General features: G+C 42.0%; 7 protein-coding genes, 2 rRNA genes, 1 pseudogene and 2 riboswitches. Of the genes and pseudogenes, 2 read left to right on the top strand and 8 right to left on the bottom strand.

Annotation, left to right across the window (positions count from 1 at the left end; translation table 11 throughout):
* Positions 1–22: 22 nt before the first annotated feature.
* The 8 genes and pseudogenes from LCF45_RS01565 to groES all read right to left on the bottom strand — a co-directional run bounded on the left by LCF45_RS01565 (position 23) and on the right by groES (position 12,884).
* Positions 23–2,944 (bottom strand): 23S ribosomal RNA (locus LCF45_RS01565).
* Positions 2,945–3,090: 146 nt separating this feature from the next.
* Positions 3,091–4,642: ribosomal RNA gene (locus tag LCF45_RS01560) — 16S ribosomal RNA — on the bottom strand.
* The 16S and 23S rRNA genes sit together here, the layout of an rRNA operon.
* Before the next feature lie 295 nt (positions 4,643–4,937).
* Positions 4,938–6,443 (bottom strand): sensor histidine kinase, encoded by a 1,506-nt coding sequence (locus tag LCF45_RS01555; RefSeq protein ID WP_002124847.1) that lies wholly within the window; start codon positions 6,441–6,443, stop codon positions 4,938–4,940.
* The gene (locus LCF45_RS01550; protein ID WP_002029454.1) at positions 6,427–7,128 is read right to left on the bottom strand and encodes a response regulator transcription factor; all 702 of its coding nucleotides are present in this window, start codon (positions 7,126–7,128) and stop codon (positions 6,427–6,429) included. Before LCF45_RS01550 ends, LCF45_RS01555 begins: the two co-directional genes overlap by 17 nt.
* Positions 7,129–7,273: 145 nt before the next feature.
* Complete coding sequence (locus LCF45_RS01545) at positions 7,274–8,599, bottom strand: NCS2 family permease (RefSeq protein ID WP_002091603.1); 1,326 nt, start codon at positions 8,597–8,599, stop codon at positions 7,274–7,276.
* A gap of 128 nt (positions 8,600–8,727) precedes the next feature.
* Positions 8,728–8,829, bottom strand: a riboswitch (purine riboswitch).
* A 155-nt stretch (positions 8,830–8,984) separates the two neighbouring features.
* On the bottom strand, positions 8,985–10,523 hold the full coding sequence (guaA, locus tag LCF45_RS01540; RefSeq protein WP_122974556.1) for a glutamine-hydrolyzing GMP synthase: 1,539 nt from the start codon (positions 10,521–10,523) through the stop codon (positions 8,985–8,987).
* Positions 10,524–10,688: 165 nt separating this feature from the next.
* Positions 10,689–10,790, bottom strand: a riboswitch (purine riboswitch).
* Positions 10,791–10,929: 139 nt separating this feature from the next.
* Positions 10,930–12,562 (bottom strand): annotated as a pseudogene (gene groL / locus LCF45_RS01535) (chaperonin GroEL).
* A 37-nt stretch (positions 12,563–12,599) separates the two neighbouring features.
* Positions 12,600–12,884 (bottom strand): co-chaperone GroES, encoded by a 285-nt coding sequence (groES, locus tag LCF45_RS01530; protein ID WP_002009985.1) that lies wholly within the window; start codon positions 12,882–12,884, stop codon positions 12,600–12,602.
* A gap of 402 nt (positions 12,885–13,286) precedes the next feature.
* Between groES and LCF45_RS01525 the strand changes: the two genes are divergently transcribed.
* Together LCF45_RS01525 and LCF45_RS01520 are read left to right on the top strand one after the other, a co-directional pair.
* Entirely contained in the window at positions 13,287–14,036 is a 750-nt protein-coding gene (locus LCF45_RS01525) for a CPBP family intramembrane glutamic endopeptidase (protein WP_002009988.1), read from the top strand.
* A complete protein-coding gene (locus LCF45_RS01520) occupies positions 14,033–14,224 on the top strand; it encodes a YdiK family protein (protein ID WP_001246201.1) in 192 nt (63 codons plus the stop codon). Before LCF45_RS01525 ends, LCF45_RS01520 begins: the two co-directional genes overlap by 4 nt.
* Positions 14,225–14,250 lie beyond the last annotated feature (26 nt).

The raw sequence follows: 14,250 nt of genomic DNA, 5'->3' as shown, positions 1-14,250 counted from the left end.
GATAACATTTGCTTCATATTATATGGTTAAGTCCTCGATCTATTAGTATTCGTCAGCTCCACATGTCACCATGCTTCCACCTCGAACCTATCAACCTGATCATCTTTCAGGGATCTTACTAGCTTACGCTATGGGAAATCTCATCTTGAGGGGGGCTTCATGCTTAGATGCTTTCAGCACTTATCCCTTCCGCACATAGCTACCCAGCTATGCCCTTGGCAGAACAACTGGTACACCAGCGGTGCGTCCATCCCGGTCCTCTCGTACTAAGGACAGCTCCTCTCAAATTTCCTGCGCCCACGACGGATAGGGACCGAACTGTCTCACGACGTTCTGAACCCAGCTCGCGTACCGCTTTAATGGGCGAACAGCCCAACCCTTGGGACCGACTACAGCCCCAGGATGCGATGAGCCGACATCGAGGTGCCAAACCTCCCCGTCGATGTGGACTCTTGGGGGAGATAAGCCTGTTATCCCCGGGGTAGCTTTTATCCGTTGAGCGATGGCCCTTCCATGCGGAACCACCGGATCACTAAGCCCGACTTTCGTCCCTGCTCGACTTGTAGGTCTCGCAGTCAAGCTCCCTTATGCCTTTGCACTCTACGAATGATTTCCAACCATTCTGAGGGAACCTTTGGGCGCCTCCGTTACACTTTAGGAGGCGACCGCCCCAGTCAAACTGCCCACCTGACACTGTCTCCCGGGTCGATGAGACCCGTAGGTTAGAATTTCAATACAGTCAGGGCGGTATCCCACCAGCGCCTCCACCGAAGCTAGCGCTCCGGTTTCAATGGCTCCCGCCTATCCTGTACAAACTGTACCAAAATTCAATATCAGGCTACAGTAAAGCTCCACGGGGTCTTTCCGTCCTGTCGCGGGTAACCTGCATCTTCACAGGTACTATAATTTCACCGAGTCTCTGGTTGAGACAGTGCCCAAATCGTTACACCTTTCGTGCGGGTCGGAACTTACCCGACAAGGAATTTCGCTACCTTAGGACCGTTATAGTTACGGCCGCCGTTTACTGGGGCTTCAGTTCAGAGCTTCGCTTACGCTAACCCCTCTCCTTAACCTTCCAGCACCGGGCAGGTGTCAGCCCCTATACTTCGCCTTACGGCTTCGCAGAGACCTGTGTTTTTGCTAAACAGTCGCTTGGGCCTATTCACTGCGGCTTTCCGTTAAGAAAGCACCCCTTCTCCCGAAGTTACGGGGTCATTTTGCCGAGTTCCTTAACCAGAGTTCTCTCGCACACCTTAGGATTCTCTCCTCGCCTACCTGTGTCGGTTTGCGGTACAGGCACCTTTTATCTCGCTAGAAGCTTTTCTTGGCAGCGGGGAATCAAAGACTTCGCTCCATAAGGAGCTTCCCCATCACAGCTCAGCCTTCACGATAAGCGGATTTGCCTACTTATCAGCCTAACTGCTTGGACGTGCACAACCAATCGCACGCTTCTTCTATCCTTCTGCGTCCCTCCATTGCTCAAACGATAAAGAGGTGGTACAGGAATATCAACCTGTTGTCCATCGCCTACGCCTGTCGGCCTCGGCTTAGGTCCTGACTAACCCTGAGCGGACGAGCCTTCCTCAGGAAACCTTAGGCATTCGGTGGACGGGATTCTCACCCGTCTTTCGCTACTCATACCGGCATTCTCACTTCTAAGCGCTCCACCAGTCCTTCCGGTCTGACTTCACTGCACTTAGAACGCTCCCCTACCACTGATACCATTGGTATCAATTCGCAGCTTCGGTGGTGTATTTAGCCCCGGTACATTTTCGGCGCAGAGTCACTCGACTAGTGAGCTATTACGCACTCTTTAAATGGTGGCTGCTTCTGAGCCAACATCCTAGTTGTCTAAGCAACTCCACATCCTTTTCCACTTAATACACACTTTGGGACCTTAGCTGGCGATCTGGGCTGTTTCCCTCTTGACTACGGATCTTATCACTCGCAGTCTGACTCCTAAGGATAAGTCATTGGCATTCGGAGTTTGACTGAATTCGGTAATCCGATGAGGACCCCTAGTTCAATCAGTGCTCTACCTCCAAGACTCTTACACTTAAGGCTAGCCCTAAAGCTATTTCGGGGAGAACCAGCTATCTCCAGGTTCGATTGGAATTTCTCCGCTACCCACACCTCATCCCCGCACTTTTCAACGTGCGTGGGTTCGGGCCTCCATTCAGTGTTACCTGAACTTCACCCTGGACATGGGTAGATCACCTGGTTTCGGGTCTACGACCACGTACTAAACGCCCTATTCAGACTCGCTTTCGCTGCGGCTCCGCCTCTTCAGCTTAACCTCGCACGGGATCGTAACTCGCCGGTTCATTCTACAAAAGGCACGCCATCACCCATTAACGGGCTCTGACTATTTGTAGGCACACGGTTTCAGGATCTCTTTCACTCCCCTTCCGGGGTGCTTTTCACCTTTCCCTCACGGTACTGGTTCACTATCGATCACTAGGGAGTATTTAGCCTTGGGAGATGGTCCTCCCAGATTCCGACGGAATTTCACGTGTTCCGCCGTACTCAGGATACATTCAAGAGAGAACGAAGTTTCGACTACGGGGTTATTACCCTCTGTGACGGACCTTTCCAGGTCGCTTCGTCTACCTCGTTCCTTTGTAACTCCGTATAGAATGTCCTACAACCCCAAGAGGCAAGCCTCTTGGTTTGGGCTAGATTCCGTTTCGCTCGCCGCTACTCAGGAAATCGCATTTGCTTTCTCTTCCTCCAGGTACTTAGATGTTTCAGTTCCCTGGGTCTGTCTTCCATACCCTATGTATTCAGGTAAGGATACCATACCATTACGTATAGTGGGTTTCCCCATTCGGAAATCTTCGGATCAAAGCTTACTTACAGCTCCCCGAAGCATATCGGCGTTAGTCCCGTCCTTCATCGACTCCTAGTGTCAAGGCATCCACCGTGCGCCCTTTCTAACTTAACCAAACTAAAATTAAAAAAATATGAGCTACACTGTTATCTAGTTTTCAAAGAACATACATTTAAACTTGAGAGATAGTTCTCTCAAAACTGAACGAAACAAAACAAGTCAACGTTTATTGATGAACTGCGTTCATCAATTCTCCATAGAAAGGAGGTGATCCAGCCGCACCTTCCGATACGGCTACCTTGTTACGACTTCACCCCAATCATCTGTCCCACCTTAGGCGGCTGGCTCCATAAAGGTTACCCCACCGACTTCGGGTGTTACAAACTCTCGTGGTGTGACGGGCGGTGTGTACAAGGCCCGGGAACGTATTCACCGCGGCATGCTGATCCGCGATTACTAGCGATTCCAGCTTCATGTAGGCGAGTTGCAGCCTACAATCCGAACTGAGAACGGTTTTATGAGATTAGCTCCACCTCGCGGTCTTGCAGCTCTTTGTACCGTCCATTGTAGCACGTGTGTAGCCCAGGTCATAAGGGGCATGATGATTTGACGTCATCCCCACCTTCCTCCGGTTTGTCACCGGCAGTCACCTTAGAGTGCCCAACTTAATGATGGCAACTAAGATCAAGGGTTGCGCTCGTTGCGGGACTTAACCCAACATCTCACGACACGAGCTGACGACAACCATGCACCACCTGTCACTCTGCTCCCGAAGGAGAAGCTCTATCTCTAGAGTTTTCAGAGGATGTCAAGACCTGGTAAGGTTCTTCGCGTTGCTTCGAATTAAACCACATGCTCCACCGCTTGTGCGGGCCCCCGTCAATTCCTTTGAGTTTCAGCCTTGCGGCCGTACTCCCCAGGCGGAGTGCTTAATGCGTTAACTTCAGCACTAAAGGGCGGAAACCCTCTAACACTTAGCACTCATCGTTTACGGCGTGGACTACCAGGGTATCTAATCCTGTTTGCTCCCCACGCTTTCGCGCCTCAGTGTCAGTTACAGACCAGAAAGTCGCCTTCGCCACTGGTGTTCCTCCATATCTCTACGCATTTCACCGCTACACATGGAATTCCACTTTCCTCTTCTGCACTCAAGTCTCCCAGTTTCCAATGACCCTCCACGGTTGAGCCGTGGGCTTTCACATCAGACTTAAGAAACCACCTGCGCGCGCTTTACGCCCAATAATTCCGGATAACGCTTGCCACCTACGTATTACCGCGGCTGCTGGCACGTAGTTAGCCGTGGCTTTCTGGTTAGGTACCGTCAAGGTGCCAGCTTATTCAACTAGCACTTGTTCTTCCCTAACAACAGAGTTTTACGACCCGAAAGCCTTCATCACTCACGCGGCGTTGCTCCGTCAGACTTTCGTCCATTGCGGAAGATTCCCTACTGCTGCCTCCCGTAGGAGTCTGGGCCGTGTCTCAGTCCCAGTGTGGCCGATCACCCTCTCAGGTCGGCTACGCATCGTCGCCTTGGTGAGCCGTTACCTCACCAACTAGCTAATGCGACGCGGGTCCATCCATAAGTGACAGCCGAAGCCGCCTTTCAATTTCGAACTATGCAGTTCAAAATATTATCCGGTATTAGCCCCGGTTTCCCGGAGTTATCCCAGTCTTATGGGTAGGTTACCCACGTGTTACTCACCCGTCCGCCGCTAACTTCATAAGAGCAAGCTCTTAATCCATTCGCTCGACTTGCATGTATTAGGCACGCCGCCAGCGTTCATCCTGAGCCAGGATCAAACTCTCCAATAAAGTTAGTTTGTCTAGCATCTAAAAATAAAAATTGACGTTCACGTTGTTTGTTTCGTTCAGTTTTCAAAGAACTTGTTTGCCGCTCATTTGCGACTCCCTTATGTTAACATTTTCATATTCCAATGTCAACCAAGTTTTTTTATTTCTTTTGTCGCTTTCTGCGTTGTTGCTATCGGCGACTTGTTCTATATTACACCTCTAAACTCTAATCGTCAATATGTTTTTCTAAAAAAATATAAAAAGGCTTATCCCTTTTAAAATAAGCCTTTTTATCCTATAACATTCTATTCATTTATTATTTTTCTATAATTGGTAATGAAACGATGAACTGAACGATCCCGTCCTCATACTCAGCTCGAATACTACCACCTTGCAACTCAACAATACTTTTCGCAATAGCTAATCCGAGCCCCGAACCTTCTGTTACTCTACTTCTAGATTGATCTTTCTTATAAAACCGTTCAAACAAGTTCCCTAACTCTTCTCTCGTAAACTCTTCACTATGATTCGCAATAACAATTTGTATATTCCTGCGCTGCCTTTGAAGAGAAACTTTTATCTCTCCGTCATCTTTACTATACTTAATTGCATTCATTAGTAAGTTGTCGAATACACGGACCATCTTTTCCGAATCAATCATCGCATATGCACGTTCCTCAGGAAACTTCTTAACAAACATAAGGCCATGCTCTTCCGCTTGTGGTACTAACTCTTCTATTAATTGATCAAGTAACTCATTTACACACACTTCCTGTTTTTCTAATACAACTTGTTCATTCGTTAACTTCGTATACTCAAATAAATCTTCTATTAAATTCTTTAACTGCTCCGACTTTGCAAAAGCAATTCTCGTATACTCATCATGTTGTTCTTTATTTTCATATTTAGAATCTCGAAGTAATCGCAAGTAACCCATTATAGAAGTCAGTGGTGTACGTAAATCGTGTGATACATTCGTAATAAGCTCATTCTTTTGCTTCTCTAATTTACGTTCCTTTTCTATATTATTCATAAGCTCTTCCGCCATATTATTAATATTCTCAGTTAAAGACGCAATCTCATCTTCACCTTTTTTCTCAATACGGTACGCTAAGTTTCCTTTTTCTATTTCCTTGACACCTTGTGCCATCGCTTCAATTTGCTTCATCTTTCTCTTTGTTATATAGAAGAAAGAGAAAATAAATACAAGTACACCTATGAAAAACGGAAACGGTCCTTCTTGCGTATCATATATTACTTCACCTTCTGGAATCCCACTAACAAACATGTATAAATTCTTATCTTCTATTGTAATAGGTGCAAAAGCTATAAATTCTTTTCTCGTACTTTCAAATTCTTTTCTACCATTCATATAATTAATCGCAAACGATGATGCATTACGAATTGTATTATGCAAATCAATTTGTTCTTCTTGCGCCTGCTTCGTTTTATATAAAACTTTACCGCTCTCGTCAGTGACCAATACTTTTAAAGCTCTAGAGTTTTGTTCTAAATTTTGATTCTCTATTTCAATCATAGTTGATATAGCTTCTAATTTATTTTCATGAACTGAACTATTTGCCACGCTTTGAGCTTGTTGATTAATTTGTTCCATACCAACCCGATAATCGATCGTCGCCTCTCGATTCGCATTCTCAAAAAACGGTGCTGCTGCCTTCGCTGACAAAATCCCTAACAACGCACAAGCAGTAAACGCAGTAATAAGTTGAATTCGTATACTCCGTTTCACACTCTTCACTATCTTTCCAATTAATTCTCGAATTTTCCTAACATAAGTAAATGGATTAAATATCTTTTTCAATCTTATACCCCACTCCCCATACTGTTTTTATATATATTGGCTTCCTTGGATTCTCCTCAATCTTTTCACGCACTTTCCGAATATGAACCATTACCGTGTTATCCGACTGGAAAGATCTTTCGTTCCAAACCTTTTCATAAATTTGTTCCGCACTAAAGACCATCCCCGGATTACGGACTAGTAATTCTAAAATTGAAAATTCCCTCGGGGTCAGTTTCACTTCTTCTCCATCCACAATGACTGTATGAGTGGAGATGTTTATTTTCATCTCTCCAATTTCTAACTCGTCCTCATTTTGAATAGCAAAGCCATTCATTTTCATATAACGACGTAGTTGCGATTTAATTCTTGCGATTAACTCTAACGGATTAAACGGTTTTGCTACATAATCATCTGCACCTGTTGTTAATCCTAAAATTTTATCCATATCTTGCGTTTTTGCCGAAAGCATAATAATCGGCATTTCCTTCGCTTCCCTTACTTTCATACACATATGAATACCATCTACTTTCGGCATCATAATATCTAATACGACTAAGTGCACTTCATTTTCTTCTAATATACGTAACCCTTCTTCTCCGTCCCCTGCTTGCAGTACTTTATATCCTTCGTTCTTTAAATAAATTGTAATAAGGTTCCTAATTTCTTTTTCATCATCTACGACAAGTATTGTTTCCCCGGCCATACTATCTCCCCCATCACTTTTTTAATCCCTAACTTCTATTATAAGAAAACTTCTGAAGAAAAACGCTCGGAAATCCTTAAGATTTTCTGAAGACGCAAAAAAGGTCTAGACTCCCCTCAAGTCTAGACCTTTCAAAAAACCCCTTTTATTTACGAACGTAGATGAAATATAGTACGAATAAAACTCCCATAACATACATAATTGGATGAATCTCTTTACGACGACCACTCACAACCATTGTAATTGGATAGAAGATAAACCCGATTGCAATTCCTGTTGCGATACTATACGTAAGTGGCATTGAAATGATAGTAAAGAACGCTGGCACTGCAATCTCAAATTTCTTCCAATCAATTTCTCCTAAAGATGAAACCATCAAGATTCCTACAATAATTAATGCTGGCGCTGTTACAGCTGGTGTCACAACACTTAATAGCGGCGAGAAGAATAGTGCCAGTAAGAAGAACCCTGCTGTTACAACCGCTGTAAATCCAGAACGTCCTCCTGCTGCTACCCCCGCAGACGATTCAATGTAAGACGTTGTTGTTGATGTACCTAAAATCGCACCAATTACAGTTGCAATCGCATCTGCAAATAACGCTTTACCTGCACGTGGTAATTTATTGTTCTTCATTAATCCCGCTTGATTCGCAACCGCTACAAGCGTACCTGCTGTATCAAAGAAATCGATAAAGAAGAACGTTATAATAACAATCGCCATTTCAACAGTGAAAATGTCTCCAAAGTGAGTTAATGCTACCCCGAACGTTGGTTCTAGACTCGGTATTGCTCCCACTACAGCTTTTGGTGTATCAATTAATCCAGTCGCTACTCCTAAGATCGCCGTAAGGATCATACCGTAGAAAACTGCACCATTTATTTTTTTAATCATGAAAATGATTGTAGTAACAACTCCGAAGATTGCTAGTAACGTTGTGCCCTTTGTTAAGTCCCCCAACCCAACAAGAACAGCATCATTCTTTACGATAATTCCAGCGTTTTGGAATCCAAGGAAGGCAATGAATAATCCAATACCCGCCGCTACTGCAAACTTTAACTCTACTGGAATTGCATTAATGATTTTTTCACGAATACCTGAAGCAGTAAGAATAATAAAGATAATACCTGACATTAATGTTCCAGCAATTGCCGTTTGCCACGGAATTCCCATCGTTAACACTGCTGTATAAGCAAAGAACGCGTTTATTCCCATACCTGGCGCTAAAGCAATCGGATACTTCGCAAATATCCCCATAATTAACGAACCAATCGCCGCTGCTAATGCTGTAGCAACGAATACTGCACCTGGATCCATTCCTGTACCTGCCGGTAATCCTTTAACATTTCCAAGCGACAGCGTAGCAGGATTGACAAATAGTACGTAAGCCATAGATAGAAATGTCGTTAAACCTGCTATGAACTCTGTTTTATAATTTGTGCCGAGTTCATCAAACTGAAAATAGCGTTTCATCTTACGTTTCCCCCGTTATATGATTACTCGCCGTATTTCACCCTAGCCCTCTTTTATCTATAAAAATAAAAAAGGCTTCCATTGCATATACATGGAAGCGTTCTATGAATAAAGACAAGTTTCCCCTCATCTTTATCAAAACGCCTCGTAGTCAAGCCATTTACGGTAGCTAGGTAGAAACTTTCGGGCCATATCCCCGATATTATACGACGGCATAATATTCACTTTTCGTTTGAATTACATACTCATATTAACTCGAGGAGGTGGTTTTGTCAATTTAAAAACGAACATTTTTATAAGTTTTTATATTTTCGTTCGTATTAAAGGTAAAAACAAAAAGATCCATCTATACATAAATGATAGATGGATCCTTTTTATTACAATACTATTCCCACTCAATAGTTGCTGGTGGCTTACTCGTTATATCATACACGATACGGTTAACGTGTTTTACTTCGTTTACGATACGTACAGAGATTTTCTCTAATACGTCCCAAGGGATACGTGCCCAGTCAGCTGTCATACCATCGATAGATGTTACTGCACGGATACCTACTGTGTAATCGTAAGTACGCTCGTCACCCATAACACCTACACTACGCATACCAGGAAGCGCAGTGAAGTATTGCCAAACTTCGCGGTCTAATCCTGCTTTTATAATTTCTTCACGTAAAATCGCATCAGATTCACGAACGATTTCTAATTTCTCTTCTGTAATTTCACCTAATACACGAATACCAAGACCAGGGCCTGGGAATGGTTGACGCCATACGATTTCATCAGGAATTCCTAGTTCTGATCCTAATACACGTACTTCGTCTTTAAATAAAGTGTTTAAAGGCTCAATTAATTTGAACTGCATGTCTTCTGGAAGTCCACCAACGTTATGGTGAGATTTAATTGTTTGTGCAGTTGCTGTACCACTTTCAACGATATCCGTGTAAAGTGTACCTTGCGCTAGGAAGTCCATTCCTTGTAATTTAGAAGCTTCATCATCAAATACGTAAATGAATTCATTACCGATGATTTTACGTTTTTGCTCTGGATCTTCTACACCTTTTAACTTGTTCATGAAGCGCTCTTGTGCATCCACTTTAATAACGTTCATATGGAAGCCTTCGCTAAATGTTTTCATAACACCTTCTGCTTCATCTTTACGAAGTAAACCGTGGTCCACGAAAATACATGTTAATTGGTCACCAATTGCCTTATGAATTAATACTGCTACAACAGAAGAGTCTACACCGCCACTAAGTGCGCATAATACTTTTTTGTCTCCAACAGTTTCACGGATCTTCTCTAATTCTACTTCTATAAAGTTCTCCATGTTCCATCCTTCAGAACAACCACATACGCCGAATACGAAGTTTTTAATTAAATCGTTACCGTGCTCAGAGTGACGTACTTCTGGGTGGAATTGTACACCGTATAAGTTTTCCGCTTCATTGCTCATACCAGCAATTGGACAAGACTCACTTGTTGCATCTACTACGAATCCTTCAGGTAAACCAGTTACTAAGTCACCATGGCTCATCCATACAACTTGCTCTTCTGGAAGGTTCGCATATAATTTTGATTCGTTCTCTACTTTAAGAACAGCTTTTCCATACTCACGGTGGTTGGCACGTTCTACTTTACCACCAAAGTGTTGTGTCATAAGCTGCATACCGTAACAAATACCGAAAATCGGTAATCCTAGTTCAAAGATTTTTTCATCACAATGTAATGCACCTTCACCGTATACACTATTTGGTCCACCAGAGAAGATAATCCCTTTTGGATTCATTGCTTTAATTTCTTCTGCAGTAATTGTATGTGGATGAAGTTCACTGTATACACCGAACTCACGAATTCGACGTGCTATTAACTGATTGTACTGACTCCCAAAATCTAAAACGATAATTGTATCATGCTGCTTCTTCAAAATAATCACCCCAACGTTAGTTCTCGTATATAAATATTTTCACCAATTTGGCGAAAAGCATTACTAATATAATAAAAAAAGCCAGTCCTCCGCCTCTAGTCTCATGACAAAGAAAAGGCAGGGGTCTGGCTTTATAAAGAAAGATAGTCTTCCGCTCTTTATAAATATAAGACGCACTGCCTTCATAGTCAGGTTGTTTACGGTAACCCGGTAGAGACTCTCAAACCATATCATCGAGGATATATGAAGGATTGTTTTATATTATCTTCCTAGATTCTAACAATGAAGTATCGGTATGGTCAAGAGAGAAAGCGACAAAATTCTACAGAAATTATTTTCCTGCGCTCAAAAACATAAAAAAACATCCACTTCTATATAGAAGTGGATGTTTTTCGGGAGAACGGAATTACATCATTCCGCCCATACCGCCCATGCCCATGCCGCCCATGTCAGGCATTGCTGGTGCATTTGGTTCTGGCTTGTCAGCAACTACAGCTTCAGTTGTTAAGAACATAGCTGCAACAGATGCTGCGTTTTGAAGTGCAGAACGAGTTACTTTAGCTGGATCTACGATACCAGACTCAAGCATGTTAACCCATTCGCCAGTAGCTGCGTTGAAACCAACGCCTACTTTTTCGCCTTTTAGACGCTCTACAACTACAGATCCTTCTAGACCAGCGTTGATTGCGATTTGACGAACTGGCTCTTCTAGTGCACGAAGTACGATGTTGATACCTGTTGCTTCGTCGCCTTCAGCTACGATAGAAGCTACTTTTGTGTATACGTTCATAAGTGAAGTACCACCACCTGCAACGATACCTTCTTCTACTGCTGCACGAGTTGAGTTAAGTGCATCTTCAATGCGAAGTTTGCGCTCTTTTAACTCAGTTTCAGTTGCTGCACCTACTTTAATTACTGCTACACCGCCCGCAAGTTTAGCAAGACGCTCTTGTAATTTTTCACGATCGAATTCAGAAGTAGTTTCTTCTAATTGCGCGCGGATTTGACCGATGCGAGCTTCGATTTGTTGTGAATTTCCAATACCCTCAACTACAGTTGTGTTTTCTTTCGTTACAACAATTTTACCAGCACGTCCTAAAGATTCAACTGTAGCAGATTTTAAGTCACGTCCTAATTCTTCAGTGATTACTTCGCCACCAGTTAAGATTGCGATATCTTCTAGCATTGCTTTACGACGGTCACCAAATCCAGGAGCTTTAACAGCAACTACATTGAATGTACCACGAAGTTTGTTCACTACTAATGTAGCTAACGCTTCGCCTTCTACATCTTCAGCAATGATAAGAAGTGGTTTACCTTGTTGTACCACTTGCTCTAATACTGGTAAGATTTCTTGAATGTTAGAAATCTTTTTGTCAGTAATTAAAATGTATGGGTTATCAAGAACTGCTTCCATTTTGTCAGAATCAGTAATCATGTAAGGAGATGCATATCCACGATCAAATTGCATACCTTCTACTACGTCTAATTCTGTTGTGAATCCTTTAGATTCTTCTAAAGTAATAACGCCGTCGTTACCAACGCGCTCCATTGCTTCAGCGATTAATTGACCTACTTCTTCGTCAGCCGAAGAAATAGCAGCTACTTGTGCGATAGAAGATTTACCTTCGATTGGTTTAGAAATCGCTTTTAATTCTTCAATTGCAGCAGTAACAGCTTTTTCGATACCTTTACGAAGACCCATTGGGTTTGCACCCAGCTGTTACGTTAAGACCTTCACGAATCATAGCTTGCGCTAATACAGTTGCAGTTGTCGTTCCGTCACCAGCTACATCGTTTGTTTTGCTAGCAACTTCTGCTACTAATTTCGCACCCATGTTTTCGAATGCATCTTCTAATTCGATTTCTTTTGCGATTGTTACACCGTCATTTGTAATAAGTGGTGAACCGAATTTTTTCTCAAGTACAACGTTACGACCTTTTGGTCCAAGCGTTACTTTTACTGCGTTTGCAAGAGTGTCGACACCGCGAAGCATCGAACGACGTGCTTCTTCACTAAATTTAATATCTTTTGCCATAATAATTGACCCCCTTGGATTTTTAAAATGTATATAATTAACCGATAATTGCTAAAATGTCACTTTCACGTAAAATCAAGTAGTCTGTACCTTCGTATTTCACTTCAGTACCTGCATATTTTGAGAAGATGATAAGATCACCTGCTGCTACCTCTAAAGCAACACGCTCACCATTTTCAAGCACTCGGCCTGTACCTACTGCAATAACTTTACCCTCTTGTGGTTTTTCTTTTGCAGTTTCTGGTAATACAATACCACTTGCTGTTTTTTCTTCTGCTTGAACAAGTTCAATTACAACGCGATCACCTAATGGCTTTAGCATGAACAATAACCTCCTCATTTTGTTATGTAAATTTTATTTATTAGCACTCAAGTCACACGAGTGCTAACACACTTCTAATAATAAATAATCTCAATTTCTTTTGCAAGTAAAAAAATCATAATTTTTTCGCAAATTACTTTATGCACTTTCCTAGATATCATTACTTCTTCTACTGCCTTTACTATATGAATCGTTGTTCCCACTTCTTGTATGTTACAATATGAAAGACACCCTAAGTTGTTTTCGCTAAACGTACAACTTTTTCCTGTCTCCTATTTTATTTTCAAATACTTATTTACAAAAAAAATATAATTCAAATGAAAGTTTATATCGTAGGTAGCATATTTACATGTTATCCTACCTTATCTCATACACTAGCGTTAGAAAGGATGGTTAAACCATTTGAAAAAACAATATTGGTGGATTATCGTTACATACATTTTAATGCAGTTATCAGGCATTGCCGGGTTACCGCTTCTCCTGAAAACTGGACTATACGATAATAGGGGATTTACTAGAGAGGAAAAACTTCAACTCATAACTGGTCATTGGGCTATCATTAGCTTTTTCATTGCATTATGCGTTGTACTTTGGTTACTCAGAACAGACATTCGTGACAGGCATTTAGATAAAATGCGCTCTACTGTTCCAGCTACAATTGGGTGGATTTTTATTGGTTTCTTCTTAGCGCTGTTCTCGCAAAGCATTGCCGGTATGATCGAAATGCGTTTATTAGGGATTACACCGGGATCTGAAAATACAGCAAGACTTATGGACATCGCAAGAACGACACCTTGGTTCCTTATTGTCATATCTATAATAGGACCTATTTTGGAAGAAATTGTATTTAGAAAAATTTTATTCGGTACACTTTATAAGAAGTTTAACTTCTTTATTGCCGCTATTATTAGTTCACTTGTATTCGCGGCGATTCATTTTGATTTTACTCACTTATTGGTATACACTTCTATGGGGCTCGTATTCGCCTTTTTATACGTAAAAACGAAACGAATTATAGTTCCTATTGCAGCTCATGTTGCAATGAATACATTAGTTGCAGTTGCTCAAGTTGTAGTAAGCAATGAGCAAATTCAAGAAATGATTAAAGAAGCTGAAAAAATGCAAGGCTTTATCGGAGGATTTTTAGTATGAGAAACTCACCATTGTTCATGGCTGCATTGTACTTTCTTCTTGGATGTATCTTTACACGCTTCGCCATTACGAACGTAACAGATACAATCTGGAATATGTGGACAATACTATTTGCAGTTATGGCAACAATTGATTTTAATTTGGCACTTCGCCTTATCTTAGTTAAATTCACAAAGAAAAAACAATAATAAAACGCAGAGGTCATCTCCTCTGC

Source organism: Bacillus sp. 41-22 (assembly GCF_025809295.1).
Lineage (GTDB): Bacteria > Bacillota > Bacilli > Bacillales > Bacillaceae_G > Bacillus_A > Bacillus_A mycoides.
The sequence above is the reverse complement of the archived record's forward strand: the minus strand, read 5'-3'. Positions and strand labels throughout refer to the sequence as shown.